This is a genomic window from Pedobacter africanus, from assembly GCF_040548825.1.
Lineage (GTDB): Bacteria > Bacteroidota > Bacteroidia > Sphingobacteriales > Sphingobacteriaceae > Pedobacter > Pedobacter africanus_A.
In genome coordinates this window covers 105,659-122,525 of the sequence record NZ_JBEPSL010000004.1, presented here as the reverse complement: position 1 = coordinate 122,525, position 16,867 = coordinate 105,659, and the positions used below count along the sequence as shown (strand labels likewise).

Annotated in this window: 13 protein-coding genes; 11 read left to right on the top strand and 2 right to left on the bottom strand. The window is 42.0% G+C overall.

What is annotated here, in order from left to right:
* Positions 1 to 238: 238 nt before the first annotated feature.
* Complete coding sequence (locus ABIE26_RS20140) at positions 239 to 769, top strand: OmpA family protein (RefSeq protein ID WP_310145200.1); 531 nt, start codon at positions 239 to 241, stop codon at positions 767 to 769.
* A gap of 47 nt (positions 770 to 816) precedes the next feature.
* On the top strand, positions 817 to 1,362 hold the full coding sequence (locus tag ABIE26_RS20135) for a hypothetical protein (RefSeq protein ID WP_310145199.1): 546 nt from the start codon (positions 817 to 819) through the stop codon (positions 1,360 to 1,362).
* A 2-nt stretch (positions 1,363 to 1,364) separates the two neighbouring features.
* On the opposite strand, the gene ABIE26_RS20130 is transcribed toward ABIE26_RS20135, so the two are convergent.
* On the bottom strand, positions 1,365 to 4,298 hold the full coding sequence (locus ABIE26_RS20130) for a triple tyrosine motif-containing protein (protein WP_354376247.1): 2,934 nt from the start codon (positions 4,296 to 4,298) through the stop codon (positions 1,365 to 1,367).
* Positions 4,299 to 4,542: 244 nt separating this feature from the next.
* Between ABIE26_RS20130 and ABIE26_RS20125 the strand changes: the two genes are divergently transcribed.
* The 7 genes from ABIE26_RS20125 (at position 4,543) to ABIE26_RS20095 (ending at position 14,620) form a co-directional block, all read left to right on the top strand.
* Entirely contained in the window at positions 4,543 to 7,581 is a 3,039-nt protein-coding gene (locus tag ABIE26_RS20125) for a SusC/RagA family TonB-linked outer membrane protein (RefSeq protein WP_310145196.1), read from the top strand.
* A 21-nt stretch (positions 7,582 to 7,602) separates the two neighbouring features.
* Positions 7,603 to 9,258: a RagB/SusD family nutrient uptake outer membrane protein gene (locus ABIE26_RS20120; protein WP_310145194.1), complete on the top strand. Its 1,656-nt coding sequence runs from the start codon at positions 7,603 to 7,605 to the stop codon at positions 9,256 to 9,258.
* Between the two features lie 86 nt (positions 9,259 to 9,344).
* A complete protein-coding gene (locus ABIE26_RS20115) occupies positions 9,345 to 10,145 on the top strand; it encodes a glycoside hydrolase family 16 protein (RefSeq protein ID WP_310145193.1) in 801 nt (266 codons plus the stop codon).
* 37 nt (positions 10,146 to 10,182) lie between these two features.
* Positions 10,183 to 11,136, top strand: coding sequence for a TIGR01212 family radical SAM protein (locus tag ABIE26_RS20110; protein ID WP_310145192.1), 954 nt, complete (start codon positions 10,183 to 10,185; stop codon positions 11,134 to 11,136).
* Between the two features lie 351 nt (positions 11,137 to 11,487).
* Positions 11,488 to 12,864: an ammonium transporter gene (locus ABIE26_RS20105; RefSeq protein WP_310145190.1), complete on the top strand. Its 1,377-nt coding sequence runs from the start codon at positions 11,488 to 11,490 to the stop codon at positions 12,862 to 12,864.
* A gap of 56 nt (positions 12,865 to 12,920) precedes the next feature.
* Positions 12,921 to 13,979: a porin gene (locus tag ABIE26_RS20100; RefSeq protein WP_310145188.1), complete on the top strand. Its 1,059-nt coding sequence runs from the start codon at positions 12,921 to 12,923 to the stop codon at positions 13,977 to 13,979.
* A gap of 59 nt (positions 13,980 to 14,038) precedes the next feature.
* On the top strand, positions 14,039 to 14,620 hold the full coding sequence (locus ABIE26_RS20095; RefSeq protein ID WP_310145187.1) for a DUF4468 domain-containing protein: 582 nt from the start codon (positions 14,039 to 14,041) through the stop codon (positions 14,618 to 14,620).
* Here ABIE26_RS20095 and ABIE26_RS20090 read toward each other — a convergent pair whose 3' ends face one another.
* Positions 14,621 to 15,094, bottom strand: a complete 474-nt coding sequence (locus tag ABIE26_RS20090; protein WP_310145185.1) for a ribonuclease H-like YkuK family protein — start codon at positions 15,092 to 15,094, stop codon at positions 14,621 to 14,623.
* Positions 15,095 to 15,314: 220 nt separating this feature from the next.
* On the opposite strand from ABIE26_RS20090, the gene ABIE26_RS20085 reads away from it, so the two are divergent.
* Complete coding sequence (locus ABIE26_RS20085) at positions 15,315 to 15,533, top strand: hypothetical protein (protein ID WP_310145184.1); 219 nt, start codon at positions 15,315 to 15,317, stop codon at positions 15,531 to 15,533.
* Positions 15,534 to 15,559: 26 nt separating this feature from the next.
* Positions 15,560 to 16,867: a DEAD/DEAH box helicase gene (locus ABIE26_RS20080; protein WP_310145183.1), complete on the top strand. Its 1,308-nt coding sequence runs from the start codon at positions 15,560 to 15,562 to the stop codon at positions 16,865 to 16,867.

Below are 16,867 nucleotides of genomic sequence, written 5' to 3'. Positions count from 1 at the left end.
ATGTCATACAATCGCAATGAACGAAATGAATCTTTGTGCTAAAGAATTAATTCAGGAGTTTTGCAGGAGATTAACCAGCTAAACTGAATTATGAACCTCTCAAAACCACAGATGACCTTGTTTTTTACTACAGCCTATATATTAATCGGGTTGCTCATCCTGATCCTGATATGGCAGCTGGTTTAACAGGGATATAACGTCTTTGGCACTAATTGCGTAAAATCTGCGTTTTTATGGAATGAAACATTTAAGAACCACATTATTGCTGGCCGCAATTGGCCTGTTCACAATTTCTACGCAGTCCTGTAAAACAAAGAAGGCAATTGCCAAGCCAACTCCCCCTGTTGAAAAACCCGCGCCGCCGGTTGAAGAGAAAAAGCCAGAACCTGCTCCGGCTCCTAAACCTGCGCCAGCCCCGGTTGAAGAAAAGCCAAATTATAATTTCGATAAGGTATACTTTGAATTTGACTCCGGAGTGCTGAAAACAGAATCATTTGCCGTACTGGATAAAATTGCAGCAGAAATGAAAAAAGACGCTAGTGTCCGGTTTATTTTAAATGGACATTCTTCTGTTGAGGGCTCTGCAGAGCACAACATGTCTTTATCGGTAGACAGGGCCAATTCTGTAAAATCGTACCTGGTCAATGCCGGGGTAAATGCGGCAAACCTCTCTATTAAAGGCTTTGGTGCTACAGTGCCTGCAGCTTCAAATGATGATGAGGCAGGTAGAATTCAAAACAGAAGGGTTGAATTTAAAATCAATCCTTAGTTTGCAGGTTGTTTTTTGCAGCCGTACCTTTGTGTTTTAACCTTGTTATGTCTTTAAAATACCCGATTGCCGTTCTGTTTGTCTTCTTTTGCGCTTTTGTAAAAGCCCAGGATGTTACAGATTGTGAGAAACTCCTGGACAAAGAACCTTATTTTGTGCGGCATAAAGGATCAGATAAAGACAGCCTTTTAAAAAAAGACATCAGGATACTGAAACACTGCGGCAATTTTGAAAGTATAGACAGCGTATTTTTAAAAGGCCCTATGCTTGGTGCACTAATGCTGGATCAGGTAAGGATAGGTAAACCTGCCACCTATCGCACCCTTATCGAATATTTTGCAGCCTTTAAAAAAACGCTGGCCTATAAGGATTTTATAAAAGGGCTGGTACTTTATAAGGAAATGGCGGCGAAAAAGGTCAATCTTGACAACTGGGAGTCTGATAAGGAATTGTTTGTACGCATGGGCTTCACAACTGGTGATCTGGAGGATTTTAAAGGTTTTTTAGGAAGTTTGATATCTGAAAACCTGACTTATAAAGCCGCGCTTACCCGGTACATGACTGAGATTGAAGCCATGCGGGTAGACAAGTAAGTTTACCTGTCGTGGGTAATCTGAAGCAGATAGTCGAATAAATTGACCTCTGAGGCGAGGTTCAGTTTTTTTCTGAGCCTGTAGCGGCCCACCTCAACACCTCGTATGGTTATACCCAGCAATTGGGCTATTTCTTTAGAAGAAAGATTCATTTTTAGGTAAGCGCACATTTTAAGATCGTTCTGGCTCAGGTTGGGGAACTTTTGCTTCAGACTGCCCAGGAAATTGTTGTGTACCTGGTCAAAATGAAGAGCAAACTGGTTCCAGTCGGTATTGCTTTTTTCAGTATCGTCCAGCAATTTGAGCAGACCCTTAATTTTATCTGCGTGTCTGGTATCGCCTTCCGGCTTCTGCAGGCCGTAAAGATCCTCTTTAATTCGCAACAGGAGCTTGCCACGCTGCGCCAGGTGCATGGTAGTGATGGCAAGTTCTTTGTTTTTGAAGCTGACTTCAGTTTCAAGTTTTTCATTCTTCAGTCGGATGATCTCGCTTTCCGATTTTTTAATGTCCAGCTGGTGCAGTTGTTTTAGTCTTTCCTGCGCTTTCCCGTGTTTTTTTGCCTGCCATTTAATGAGCAGATAGACAAATGCTGTTGCCAGAACGAGATAGATCAGATAGGCAAGGTTAGACTGGTACCAGGCTGGTAAAATGGTAAAGGTATAAGTGACCGGAGCCGTTTCACTGCCAAGGTTGTTCCTTGATCTTACCTTGAATGTAAAAATCCCATATGGTAAATTTGTATAATCTTTCTCACTTTTTGCAGACCATTCCGACCAACTTTTGTCAAATCCTTCCAGTTGATAGCTGAATTGAATGTTGTTTTGCTGTTCAAATAAGGTGGAGGAAAACTCGAACCGAAGCGAATTCAGGCTTTTTTTAACTTCAGTTTTGGTTTGACCTGTCGTATAGCCGCCATAAATGATACTGTCTTTTTTGCCAAAAAGGCTTACCTGGGTGATAAGGACGTTCAGCTTTTTGACGTTATGGGTATATTTTGAATAATTAATGTGGTAAATACCTTTATTAGCCCCTACAAAGACGTTTCCGGCATCGTATGGATAGATGTTTTCAAATCCGGCTACAAGCTTTGAATTGAGCTCAGGGAAATAAACAATAGTAAAAAGATTGTCTTTTGTATGTCGCTGAAAGTCGACTACTGCAAGCTCATTATTGCTTACAAACCAGATATTCCCTTCATTGTCTTCTTTTAGATATTGGATGCGTTTTTCCCGGAACCAGGGTTTGAAGAATGCGGAAGGAGAGAAGCGATCTTTTATGGCATCATACTCGTAGATCCCTTTTTCGGTAGCTATCGCAACACGGTTTTTGATGTGGAATACAAAATTGTTCAATGTTGATGGAAGACCGTTTTTACTGGTAAACACCTGCTGCCTTTGAATGCTGGTTTTATCTGTATTCAATTCCAGTTTATATACGCCCCGGTAAGGATGTGAGGCCCATACGGTATTGCTGCCCTGATCGTAATGAATAAAGCGGAGTGGCTGGTTGAGGCCCTTGACGGTACCTTTATCTGCAAATCCGGAGTCGTCAGACCCGATATGATGCAGTCCATTGTATGTTCCTGAAATAATGCCGGGGCTGGGGTAGAGGGCTGATACCGCCTCAAAGAGCCAGGTGCCAATATTGCTGTATATCGGTTCTGCCCTTTGTTGTTTAATTATAAAAGCGCCATCTTCATGGCCAAGGAGCAGTTGCTGGTTAATCTCGTTAAGGCTCCATACCTGGCCTTTGGTATTGCTGACCTCCCGGAAATTGTTTTTAGAATAGCTGAAGTCTTTAACTCCCGGAGAAAGTGGGCTATAGAATAGACCGTTTGAGGTTCCAATATAGAGGTTCCCGTTAAAAATCCGGCTGGCATAACCTGTCACCTGCTTGTTTCTGTCGGGAAAAATCTGTTTAACCGGACTGTTATAAGCAACAAAATCTATCCCATCGTCAAGGCCCAGCCACAGGTTCTGGTCCTGATCTACAAAAAGGCTCCGGATATTGTTTTTTTGCAGACCTTCTTCATAGGAAAACTTTTGCTGTGGATTACCTTCTTTATCTATGATAATGCAGGCTGTGGATGTAGTACCCAGCGCAAATTGATCGTTATTGAGTCTAATGGCACAAAATATACGATCATTAAATAAGGTTTGATCTATAGGGGTCCTCTTTTTGATCAGTTGATTTCCTTTAAGCAAAAACAGGCCATGCTTTAGTGTAGTGAGCAGGAATGTATCGGCACTGTAGCTAAGTATGGAAGTCACGGTTCCAAACTTCAGGATGTTGTTCTCGCTTACCAGTTGCCAGGTGCCGTTTCTAAACTGAAATAATCCTTTGCCCCTGATCTGGGCATACAGTTGCTCATTTATTTTACCCATGAAATCCCATATTTCAGTTGAGGGGTAAACTTTTATGGCTTTGTCTTTATATAAAAATATCTTCTCCACAGTTCTGAAGAATACCTGATTTTTAAGGATAACAATGTCCCAGATATCGGAAAACTGCCGGTAAGGTTGAGGGATGAGCTGCTTTAAAGAGGTATATCTGAGTATTCCCTGGCTGTCAGCAGAAAAGTAACCGAGTTCGTCTTGCCCGCCTACAAATATTTTACCATCAGCATCTACCTTTACCGAACGGATGATTGTTCTGTTTGGCAGGGGATAGAGTTTCCAGTACCTTCCATTGAAAGTAAGGAGCCCATCGTTGTTGGCAAAGTACATCAATCCATTTTTATCCTGCTGGATATCCCAATTCTGGATGCCACCTTTATAAAGGGTATTGCTGTAGTTTACAATCTGAGGTAAACCAACAGGATTTTGACCTTTCAGGAGAAACGCTGATAAACTTAGTACAACAGTAAATAGCAGATTTTTGATCAGTTGCCCCATATTGAGTGCTAAAATAATATTAAAAATGCTTGTAGCTGTCATTTGCGGGAAAAACTGATGTCTTACCCCGGTTGAAATGCCGGATAAGCATGATTTTTATAATTTTGTAGTACTATTGTAGTAGGCGTTGTAGGGCTTGCCTGGAAATTAATTTCTGGTGTATTGTTTTTATAGTAGGTTGTTTTTCTGCGCCTGAAAAGCTTCTGGATAAATTTGGAGTGTTGAGCCCGGAGTAGGTATAAACTAACCAAATAAAAACCAATTTAAATTATAAACAAGCAAATTTATGAGAGAGAACTACAAAAATAGATCCGGACTGATGATCCTGGTCATCCTCCTGTTTTCTTCCATCTGTTCTTTTGCCCAGCAAAAGACAATCACCGGAAAGGTGGTAGACGGGACAGATAATTCTACTTTGCCAGGCGTCAGTATTAAGGTGAAGGGATCCCAGAAAACAACATCTACGGATATCAATGGTAAGTATGAAATATTGGTTTCTGATGCAGATGTACTGGTGTTTACTTATGTGGGGTTCCTGGTTCAGGAGCTGCCGGTTGCCGGAAAGACCATCTTAAATGTGGTGCTGCAGCCGTCCAGCGAGCAGATGCAGGAGGTGGTTGTAGTAGGATATGGAACCCAGAAAAAAAGTGATGTGAGTGGGGCAGTAGCCACTGTAAGTATAGACAAAGCTACAGCTATCCCGACTACCAATGTCGCCGAAATGCTGCGGGGCCAGGCAGCCGGTGTACAGATTACCCTGGGCTCGGCCCGGCCCGGGGGTACTTCCAACATACAGATCAGAGGAAGGAACTCTATCCGGGGTGGAAATGATCCGCTTATTGTGTTGGACGGTTTTCCGATAGAGAACATCAATGATGTAAATCCTGATGATATTGCTTCAATGGAAGTGTTAAAAGATGCTTCGGCCCAGGCTATCTATGGTGCAAGGGCATCCAATGGGGTTATCCTGATCACTACAAAAAAGGGCGCCTCAGGTAAAGTGAAAATCGGACTGAGTTCCTACCTGACTACACAAAGACTGACCAAAAACTTTGATCTGTATAGTGCAGAGGAATTCGCTCAGCTAAGGAGGGAGGCCCGGAGGTCTATTAACCCGGGAGGTAAAGATTATAGTCCTGATGAAATCAATTTTGGCGGTACTGCCCAGGCACCGGAGTATGTTAATTTTAAGGCAGGGAATTATGTAAACTGGGAAGATGCGGTTTTAAGAGATGCATTGATCAGCAGTAATACAGTGAGTTTAAGCGGGGGCAATGAAAAAACAAAGGTATTTACCAGTGCTACCTATTTTAATCAATCAGGTCTCTTACCAAGCTCAGGATACAAAAGAGGCTCTTTCAGATTTAATATTGATCAGAAGATAAACGACCGGGCAAGTATTGAAGCCAATATCAATATGGCCACTGATAAGCAAAGAAGGGAATCTGCCAACCTGGATTTTATCACGATTTCGCCTTTTACAGGACCTTATGATGTGAATGGAAACCTGGTCCGGAACGTTGCAGGTGCCAACGCAAGCAGCAGCACCGTCAACCCGCTTTGGAACATCCGGGAATCTGCCAATGACATCAAAACCAATTTCTATAATCTGAATGTTGTAGGAAACTACAAATTTACAGACAACTTCAGCTATAAGCTGAATACCCTGGCAAGCAGAAGATTTGCCGATGAAGGACGGTATATTTCTAAACTACATTCGGCAGGTGTAACACCGAATGGCAGTGCAACGGTTGCGAATGCGATCAGAGAAGAATATCTGATCGAGAACATATTGAATTACAATGCACAGATAGGAAATATCCATAAGCTGGATTTTACGTTGGTGCAGTCTATTAATCAGCGCAATACTTCAAGAACAGAATCTACAGGGACCGGTTTTGGTAACGATCTGCTGGGTTATGACGGGATTACGAACGCCCTGAATTTCAAAACGACAAGGGCAGAAGAACAATACCGTCTATCTTCGTTTTTAGGTCGTGCGCGATACAATTTAATGGATAAGTATTTAGTGACCCTGACTGCAAGGCGGGACGGGGCCTCAGTGTTTGCCGAAAATAAAAAATGGGGCTTCTTTCCTGCAGCTTCAGTTGCCTGGCAAATGCATAGAGAATCTTTCCTTAAAAGTGTAAAGGCCATAAACCAGTTAAAGTTCAGGGCCAGTTATGGTGCTGTTGGTAACCAATCGCTCAGCCCTTTTACAACACTTGGTGTGGTAGACGCGACGCCTTATATATTTGGAGGTGCCATTGTTGGAGGAAATCTTCCCGGTTCCATATTACCGAATCCAAATTTAACCTGGGAAACCTCAACCACATTTAACGCCGGTTTAGACTTTGGTTTGCTGGATAACCGGATTACCGGATCGTTAGACTATTATAATACACATACAACCGATCTGCTGGCTGATATTTCACTTGGGGGAACATCCGGGTTCAGTTCTACCATCACCAATGGCGCTGAATCAAAGAATAAAGGTATGGAGCTTTTGCTGACAGGGCATATTATCCGAAAAGAAGGATTACGCTGGTCGGTTACTACATCCTTTACCAAAAATACCAACCAGATTGTTAAAACAGGGATCGTTGACATAAATGGAAACGCAAAAGATGATATTGGCCGGAACAGGTTTGTTGGTCGTCCGATCAATGTGATCCGGACCATGCTGTTTGATGGAATTTTTCAGTCAGATGAAGAAGCTCTGGCATCTGCGCAGGGAACGCTGGGTGGTACAGTAACACCATTTCAGAACGTAGCTACATTAACTGCGGGCGCTATCCGTATTAAAGATGTGAACGGCGATGGGGTGATCAACGACCTCGACAATGTGGTGATCCGGACCGACCCTAAATGGTACGGCTCTTTATCAACCAACTTTGAATATAAAGGTTTTGAACTGCTTGCTGATCTTTACATTGTCGAAGGGACAACCCGCTACAATCCGTTCCTGGCCAGTTTTAATGAGGGAGGTACCTTGCAGTCGGTAAGAAACGGCATAAAGGTAAACTATTGGACACCAGAAAACCCTTCAACTACGCATCCAAGGCCCAATCTGAATAACGCACCTGCAAATATAGGGACTATGGGTGTTGCAGACGCCTCTTATGTAAGGCTGCGTACATTGTCGTTTGGTTATAATTTGCCTGTATCATTGCTGAACAAGGTAAATATTGGCCATGCCAAGATCTATTTAACGGCAACCAACCTGCTAACCTTTACTGATTATAAATCGTATAGTCCGGAAAACAACCCTAATGATTTTCCGGATACAAAGGCATTTACATTGGGGTTAAATATTGGATTTTAATTGATTTAAAGCTAATTAGAGATGAAAATTTATTTCACACCTATAAAAATGGGTTTGGTGCTGCTAACTGCAGTGATATGCCTGTCTTCCTGTAAAAAGTTTTTGAAAGAAGAACCTACATCGCAGTTTACTGCAAATTTTGTTTACAATACGCCCGAGGGCCTTGAAGCCGGGGTAGTTGGTTTGTATAATTTCCAGCGCGCTTTTTACGAGAACCTGTCCAACAATGGATCAAATCCTATCATTTTGGATGCCAAAGATGACCTTACCATTAACAGAAACGCAGAAGTCGCCAATTATGGACGCATGTTTAATGGTACAACAGCCGATAACAGCCAGGTATATTCTGATTACTGGAAAACCTATTACCGGATTGTTGACCGCGCAAATGCTTTGATCAGGGCTGCGGATAAGATCCAGGGCATGGAGGAGAAAAGACAAAAAAGGGTCATAGCAGAAGCTAAGTTCTTCAGGGCCAATTCGGTGTTTACCCTGTACAAATTGTTTAACAATATCTATGTGACTACAGAGCCTACTACACCTGAAAATGCCTTGAACATCATTCAGGATAAAACACCAGTAGCTGATATTTACAAACTGATTAACGAGGATCTGAGCTATGCGATCGCAAACCTGGACTGGACAACAACTGAATTTGGAAGAATTACACAAGGAGTAGCCAGGCATGTTAAGGCCGATGTGGCTTTGTGGCAAAAAAACTGGGCGGAAGCTAAATTACAATCTGAAGCCATTATCAATTCCGGTTTTCACAACCTTGCTGCACAGCCGGGATTGGTTTTTAAAGGAGACCTGAAGCATTCGGAAACCCTTTGGGCCTTGCAATGGAAAGCACTGGTAAATGGTACACCGCATAAGATCAACTTTAACCTGATGCCCAACTATGCTGAATTGATTCCTGGTTCTAAGTATAGTATAGAGCAGGGAGGGAGAGGATTTGGCTGGCTTACTTTAAACAATTACCTGCGGGATTTACTCCATAAGGATCCTAATGATACAAGAATTAAAGGATCATATTATATTCAGGATTATGTATATAATGATGCGGCAACACTACCTGCGGGTAAAGTCCTGGGCGAGAAAATTGTACACAGTTCATGGGCCGAGTTTGCACCTGCGGCCGCCGACAGGAATGCCTTCTTTATCCGTTTGAATGCGGGGTGCAAAAAATATTTCCCCGACGATGGTATCCCTACTGAAGATGTGCAGACTAAAAATATAGCCATGTACAGATCGGCCGAAACTTACTTGTTTGCAGCCGAAGCAAATATGATGCTGAATGATAACGACAAGGCTTTGTTGTATCTAAATAAAGTAAGGCAAAGGGCAAATACTGTGGCGCTAACCGGAACGGTTAAGATAGAGGATATTCTGGATGAGCAGGCCAGGGAACTGGCCTTCGAGGGAAAACGTTTATATATGTTGAAAAGATTGGGGAAACTATATGACTATATTGCAGATCATGCCGGTTATGGCAAAGCCGGAGATTTATCGGCCGAAAATTCAGCCGGTCATGCCAATACGCCTGCTGATCCTTTTCCTTACCGGACTGATGCACGGCGGGCTATGAAGCCACATATGGTAAATTGGGTAATCCCAAGATCAGAGTTGAATCTGCTTGGGCCAAATTATCCGCAAAACGATGGTTATGCCAGATAGGTAAAACCTATAACCGTTCTATTGATTTGAGAAAGCGTGTCCGGTTTAAAGAGGACTGGGCACGCCTCATGCTGAAACTATTAAATATGTTTAGAAATATATTATTGATTGCTCTTACTGCTTGTTTCTTCAGTGCATGTAAGGTAAAAAAGACGAAGACACCTGCAAAATCTTATACACTCGTTTGGGCCGATGAGTTTAATTATAATGGCTTGCCTGATAGCGCAAAGTGGGGGTATGATGTTGGCGGGGATGGCTGGGGCAATAATGAACTCCAATATTATACCAGGGCAGACACTTCAAATGCAGTGGTAAGGGATGGAAAGTTGTTCATTATCGCCCGAAAGGAGGCTGTTGGAGGTAAAATGTTCTCTTCTGCCCGTTTGGTAACCAGGGACAAGGCAGAGTGGGCGTATGGGAAGATTGAAATTAATGCCAAATTGCCTGCAGGAAGAGGATTGTGGCCTGCTGCATGGATGCTGGGGGCTAATATTAAAGATGCGGGATGGCCTGCATGTGGAGAAATTGACATTATGGAGCATGTGGGGTATAACAGGGATTCTATCTTTGGTACGGTTCATACGGCTGCGTATAACCATATTAAGGGCACCCAAAAAGGGGTAACTGCAAAAATCAAGGATCCCTATAACAGTTTTCATACGTATTCCATAGAATGGACGCCTGAAAAAATAGATTTTATGTTGGATCATAAAGTATACTATTCTGTAAGCAATGAAAATAAAACCAAGGCGGAGTGGCCTTTTGACGACCCATTTTATTTGTTGCTGAACATTGCTGTGGGCGGAAATCTTGGTGGAATGAAAGGGGTAGATGAGCAGGTATTCCCGGCTGTAATGGAAGTAGATTATGTAAGGGTTTATAAATAAATATAAAAGCCGTATTTTTGCAGAAAAAGAACAGCAATTGGGAACTCCGGTAGATTTAGGCATAAAGGGATATAATAATTACGGTACGCACCTTAAAGAAAAATATAAAGGGCAGCGTGTATTTAAAGTGATTGTGGATGGTGGATTTACCTGTCCAAACCGCGACGGCAGCAAAGGCTATGGTGGCTGTACCTATTGTAATGTAGATTCTTTTACTCCTGAACTTTCGCGTAAGCTCCCAACCATTCGCGAGCAGCTGGAACAAGGTATGGAGCGCGGAAAGAACTTTTATAAGGCAGACAAGTTTATCGTTTACTTTCAGCCCAATACCAATACCTATGCACCGGTACATTATTTAAAGATGATGTATGACGAGGCACTTTCTATAAATACCGATGATATTGTTGGTTTTGCTGTGGGGACAAGACCGGATTGCATTGATGCAGAAAAAGTAGCGCTGCTGGAAAGTTATACCGATAGGTTTGATGTAGATCTGGAAATGGGAATGGAGTCTATATATGACGAAACCCTGAATCAGATCAACAGAGGCTGTAGTCACGATGAGTTTGTAGCAGCTGTTAAACTACTGGACAATACCAAGCTAGACCTCTGTGTGCATACCATTTTTGGTTTTCCATGGGAAACAGAAGAAATGATGTTGGGATATATCCATGAAATCAATCGTTTTCCCCAGATAAAATTTGTTAAGTTTCACCATCTTCACATCGTTGAGGGTTCAATAATGGGGGTTAAATACAAAAAACAGCCTTTCAAACTCTTTTCTCTTGAAGAATATACCGATTTACTCTGCAAATTGATCCCTTTATTGCGACCAGACATCGTAATTCAGCGATTGTTTGGTATTTCAGACTGGGATTTATTGATTGCACCTAACTGGGGGCTGAACAAATCAGCCATTCAAACTTATATAGATAAGGAAATTGAAAAGCGGGGCGTGGTGCAAGGTAGTGCCTATGTGCCTGTAATCTGATAAACATTTAAATAGTTTTTATATTCTCTAAGGCAGGTTTTTCCTGCCTTTTTTTTGTTTCATGAGTATTTTGTTTGTGTTTTTATTGATTTGTCTGGTTTATTTTCTTTGTTTTTGTGTGATTTTTATTTTTTTATCAAAAAATACAGCTGTTTTTGTTTGTAAAATTGAAATTATTCAATAATAGTATTTTATAATTGACAATATTGTATGTTTTTGTGTGGTTTTTGATTAAAATTACAACGTTTTCGTTGAAATTTGTTGAAATTAAATGTTATTTGTTAGAATTAATTGCTAGTTTTATAAAAAAATCAAATAAACTAATAATTATAACTAGTAAAATCTAACATTATGGCAAAAGTTTTATTTAAACAGTGGGGGCCCTTTGCAGTTTTGATGGGAATTGCAATTATTGCTCTATTTATTCCTCTTCTTCCTAATTTTGACGAGGGAAAATACAGTGCGCCTGATATTGCATTCGTATTAATAGCTGCAGCGCTGGTGTTTTTAATGACTCCAGGACTTGCTTTCTTCTATGGCGGTATGGTTCACCGTAAAAACATTCTTTCTACCATGATTAAAAGCGTAGTTGCAGCCGGAGTAATTTCAGTACTATGGGTAGTAGTTAGTTTTAGTCTTGCTTTTGGAGAGAGTATTGGTGGTATTATCGGGAACCCTAAAACCTTTTTCTTTTTTCAGGGTGTAAACTCCAGTCCTTCATGGAGCCTGGCAGCAACCATTCCTCTGTCTTTATTTGCTGTATTTCAGCTGATGTTTGCAATCATCACTCCGGGGTTGGTAGTTGGTGCTGTTGCAGAACGTATCCGATTTACTTCCTATATCTTATTTATAGTATTGTTCTCGCTACTGGTGTATTCTCCGTTGGCGCACTGGACATGGCATCCTGAGGGTATTCTTTTTAAAATGGGTGTGCTGGATTTTGCTGGCGGAACTGTAGTTCACATCTCTGCAGGTATGGCTGCTTTGGCCGGTGCAATGGTGCTTAAAAGAAGAAAAAGTCACATGGAACATCAGGAGGTGCCACCTGCAAATATTCCTTATGTATTGATCGGCACAGGTTTACTGTGGTTCGGATGGTTCGGCTTTAATGCCGGTTCTGCCCTGGGTGCCAATAGCCTTGCCGTTTCTGCTTTCATTACTACAAACATTGCTGCCGGGGCGGCAGGTTTATCATGGATGTTCTTCGATGTGTCAAGAGGCAAAAAGCCTTCTGTACTTGGTTTTTGCATCGGCGCAGTTGTAGGTCTGGTAGCCATCACCCCTGGTGCAGGTTTTGTAAGTATCCCTTCGGCTATTTTTATCGGCGCAATTGCAGCTGTAATTTCTAACCTGGCGGTTTCCTGGAAACAAAGGACCAGCCTTGACGATACACTCGACGTATTTCCTTGCCATGGTGTAGGTGGTATTGTTGGGATGCTGCTAACTGGTGTATTTGCTACCAAAACTGTAAACAGTGCCGGAGTGGATGGTTTGCTGTATGGTAACCCTTCATTCTTTATCACCCAGTTAAAAGGAGTGCTGATCACGGTGATCTTCAGTTTTGTAATGTCTTTCATCGTTTTTAAACTGATTAACCTGGTACAGCCAATCCGCGTAACATCAGAAGAAGAAGAAGAAGGTCTGGATGCCAGTCAGCACAACGAAAAATATACTCAAGGTACATTGATCGTTGCAGCAACTGGTCAGGAGATCGAAAATACCTTTTAATTCACATCATATTTAATCATCTAAATTCTCAACCTCAACCTCAAACCAAACTGATTATGAAATTAAAATCCGTATTAACCTTAGCCGCTTTAACGTTCGCTTCCGTATCTTTTGCTCAGGAAACTGCTGAAGCGCCACTTCAGATTTCCGGATCGGTAGATACTTATTTCAAGTACGATTTTGCCAAGATGCCTAACGTTGCTACCAGTTTCGCCAACGAACAGAATTCCATTTCACTTGGAATGATTGATCTGGCGCTAAAGAAAACAACCGGAAAGGCTTCATTTGTTGGAGAACTGTCTTTTGGACCACGCGGGCAGTTTCAGTCTATCCTCAACTCGGATGGTTCTTACAATGAAGGGACCAACAGCTTTCATATTCAGAATTTGTACGCCTCTTATGCTTTTACAGATAAATTTACGGTAACAGCGGGTTTTATGGGTACGTTTATCGGGTATGAGGTGATTGCCCCAACTGGTAACTTCAACTACTCAACCTCATATCTTTTCAGTTCTGGTCCTTTCCAGAATGCGGGTATTAAGGGGTCGTATGCCTTTACCGATAAGGTGAGTTTAATGCTGGGGTTGTTCAATGACTGGAATGTTTACCAGGACTTTAATGGGGTATCTCATATTGGTGCACAGTTAACGGTGTCGCCTGTTGAGGGCTGGACTGCCTACCTGAATGTGCTTTCGGGTAAATCAGTAGGCGCTGTTGGTGTGGGCACGATATTGGACCTGACTACTTCGTATCAGGTAACAGAGAAAGTTAAAATTGGCCTTAATGCTGCAGACTATACCATTGGTAACGATGGCGGTGGTTATACCGGCGGAGCGCTTTATCTGCAAAATGCTTTTACACCTGCTGTTTCGTTAGGTTTAAGGGGTGAGTATTTTAGCACTAAAGACAAAGTAAATGGCGGCGCTAATTTAAACGTGGTGCCCGGCGAATCCGTAGCTGCTGTAACGCTTTCTGCAAATATCAAATCAGGTGGCTTAACTTTTATCCCTGAAGTAAGATATGACAATGGCACTGCCGATATGTTTGCAAAAAGTAATTTAACAGCAACAAAAAACGCGTCGCAATTCTCGCTTGCTGTAGTATATGCATTTTAATCTCAATTACGTTAATCCTAAGCCATCGGAATTTTCCGGTGGCTTTTTAAATTGATATCATGAAAATTCTTCCTTTATTGGTGTTGGTGTTGTTTGCTGGTGTTGCCATAGGGCAGGATAAACCGCTGTCTAATGATGAACGTGGTAAGTTCATTTATTATGAGGTGGTTTCTTTAAGGGACGTTTCAGCGGAAGCGTTAAATACAAGAGCAGCAGGGTTTTTAAACTCTGCGACTAAGGCTTTTAAAATTACGGCCGAAAGTGATTCTGCGATCCAGGCAGGCGGAAAGATGGTCATCCATAAAACGGCATTGGTTTTAAGCCGTCCTTCGGGCGAAGTAAAGTATAATTTTTATGCCGAAACACGGGATGGCAAATACCGCTTCTGGTTAACAGACTTTGAGTTTATTCCTTATCAGAGAGATCGTTATGGTAATTTTGTTGCTTCAACAAATATAGGGACTCCGCTGGAAAGGAAACCGGGAAAGTTAAATGCCGCCGAATGGGCGGGTTATATCAAGGCTACTACGAGGGAAGCCAATTTGTTAGCTGCGAGGTTTAAAAGCGCTATGGCAGATTCGACCGCTGCCAATGGTTTGGCTGTTAAAAACACACCTGTAATCTCTACGCAAAAATGGTAATTAATGCACCATTTTATCTGCGCAGGTAGAACTGGCAAATGCTTCGGGTTTGGCCTTAAATATAAAGCCCATACTTAAAATGTATCCCATGGCCTCATTTAGCGCTTTATTCGATTTGAACATGGGGTTGGTATTGATGTCTGCATGTACCTCCAGGTCTACATGGTATAAGTCCAGCAGGTCGCAGATGGAGTATGCGGTTTCAATAGATTTCTGAACTTCCACCAGCATTCGTTCTTTAATACTCATTTTTTGTGCTGTTTTTTCCTGATGGATGTACATGAAGCCCCCATGATGTTCTCTCAGCAAAACAATTACGGTGGCAAAATCAGTAAGCGGGCCCTTTACCTGCGAATCTGTACCGATACAAACTTTTAACCGGTAACCATTGTCGCTTTCTCTGATGATGGCGTTTTCTACTTCTTCGATGATAGACGAGTGAATGATCTCGCCGCTAAATTTCTTCCAGGTCATACGTTATTGGTGTTATCGTTATAAACAACCCGTATTCAGGTTTCCTAAAAATAAGGGGATAAAATTGAAAATGTGTTAATTTATGGTTGTTTAATTGTTAACAATTGTCTAGTTGTCAACAGTTTAATGCGGTGTTGAAACTCTTTTAATGCCGTGTTGTTATACTAACAGATGAACGCCTTCGTTAATGAAAACAGATGGCTAACTAAATATAAGCATTATGAAAACAGAATTGTTAAATGAATTTTATTTGCTGCAGCAGAGCAGGGCATCGGCTGATTATAGTGAAATGATAGAAGAGCGGGTTTACACGCCTTTGAAACGCGTAAACAGGAGAATGACCACCTGGATTGCGGAAAGAGGTCATATGCTCATGAACCTGGATGTGAAATTGAACGGCTCTCTGAAGCACTTAAGAAAGAAGTATCTCAAATTTTAATGCGCTAATTCCACTATCTTTGCGCCATGACGGTAGAAAAGATACTGGAGAAATTAAAAATTGCCTCACTCAACCCCATGCAGCTAAATACCCTGGCTGCAGCAAAAAATGGGAGTGATCTTATTTTGCTGGCCCCTACAGGATCTGGTAAAACGCTGGGTTTCCTGCTGCCGGTGGTACATGCTTTAGATAATAAGGCAACAGGTGTACAGGCATTAATTCTTGTGCCATCACGAGAGCTTGCATTGCAGATAGAAACCGTATTTAAGCAAATGGGAACCGGTTTCAAAATTAATTGCTGTTATGGTGGTCATCCGGTAAAAACAGAACGCAATAATTTTGAACAGCCGCCTGCAGTGCTCGTAGGCACACCGGGCAGGATTGCATATCACCTTCGTCACGATAATTTTGATGAATCTGCTGTCAGCACACTGGTGCTGGATGAATTTGACAAGGCCCTGGAGTTTGGTTTTCAGGAAGATATGTCTTATATCATCCGCAAATTACTTTCTTTAAAACAAAGAATACTCACTTCGGCCACGGCAATGGCTGAAATACCTGATTTTACAGGCATAACAAATGCTGTGGAGATCAACTTTTTAATGGATGCAGCAGCAAGCCCTGATTTACAGCTGAAAAAGGTGCTTACTACTGCTGCAGACAAGCTGGATACCTTGTTGCGATTGATCTGTAAGATAGGCGATAAAAGAACCCTTATTTTTTGTAACCACAGGGAAACGGTAGATAGGATCAGCGATTTGCTGATAGACCAGGACCTGGCACACGATATATTTCATGGCGGTATGGAGCAGGATGAACGGGAAAGGGCTTTGCTGAAATTCAGGAATGGCAGCATTAAGATCCTCATCACCACCGATCTGGCTTCCAGGGGGCTGGATATACCTGAAGTGGAATCCATTGTTCATTATCAGTTACCTTATACTGAAGATGCTTTTCTGCACCGCAATGGGCGTACAGCCAGAATGAACGCTAGTGGGACCGCTTACCTTGTTATTGCTGATGATGAAAAATATCCTTTTCTGAAAGCAGATATCGAAACCGAAAGGCTGGAGGGGGACTTTGCTTTGCCCCGGGATAGTGAATGGCAGACTTTATACATTGCCGCCGGCAAAAAGGATAAAGTAAACAAAATAGATATTGTAGGGCTGCTGTTAAAGAAGGGTGGTTTGCAAAAAGATGATGTGGGGCTAATAGAGGTGAAGGATCAGGTTTCGTATGTAGCGGTAAAAAGGAAGCTGGTTGGCCGGGTATTAAGCCTGCTGGCAAATGAAAGAATAAAGAACAAAAAGGTAAAAATAGAAATAGCGATGTAA

What these genes read in the sequence shown, in the direction of transcription:
- ABIE26_RS20140 (WP_310145200.1), top strand. Translation starts at nt 239, where the DNA reads ATGAAACATTTAAGAACCACATTATTGCTGGCCGCAATTGGCCTGTTC.
- ABIE26_RS20135 (WP_310145199.1), top strand. Translation starts at nt 817, where the DNA reads ATGTCTTTAAAATACCCGATTGCCGTTCTGTTTGTCTTCTTTTGCGCT.
- ABIE26_RS20130 (WP_354376247.1), bottom strand. Translation starts at nt 4,298, where the DNA reads ATGACAGCTACAAGCATTTTTAATATTATTTTAGCACTCAATATGGGG.
- ABIE26_RS20125 (WP_310145196.1), top strand. Translation starts at nt 4,543, where the DNA reads ATGAGAGAGAACTACAAAAATAGATCCGGACTGATGATCCTGGTCATC.
- ABIE26_RS20120 (WP_310145194.1), top strand. Translation starts at nt 7,603, where the DNA reads ATGAAAATTTATTTCACACCTATAAAAATGGGTTTGGTGCTGCTAACT.
- ABIE26_RS20115 (WP_310145193.1), top strand. Translation starts at nt 9,345, where the DNA reads ATGTTTAGAAATATATTATTGATTGCTCTTACTGCTTGTTTCTTCAGT.
- ABIE26_RS20105 (WP_310145190.1), top strand. Translation starts at nt 11,488, where the DNA reads ATGGCAAAAGTTTTATTTAAACAGTGGGGGCCCTTTGCAGTTTTGATG.
- ABIE26_RS20100 (WP_310145188.1), top strand. Translation starts at nt 12,921, where the DNA reads ATGAAATTAAAATCCGTATTAACCTTAGCCGCTTTAACGTTCGCTTCC.
- ABIE26_RS20095 (WP_310145187.1), top strand. Translation starts at nt 14,039, where the DNA reads ATGAAAATTCTTCCTTTATTGGTGTTGGTGTTGTTTGCTGGTGTTGCC.
- ABIE26_RS20090 (WP_310145185.1), bottom strand. Translation starts at nt 15,094, where the DNA reads ATGACCTGGAAGAAATTTAGCGGCGAGATCATTCACTCGTCTATCATC.
- ABIE26_RS20085 (WP_310145184.1), top strand. Translation starts at nt 15,315, where the DNA reads ATGAAAACAGAATTGTTAAATGAATTTTATTTGCTGCAGCAGAGCAGG.
- ABIE26_RS20080 (WP_310145183.1), top strand. Translation starts at nt 15,560, where the DNA reads ATGACGGTAGAAAAGATACTGGAGAAATTAAAAATTGCCTCACTCAAC.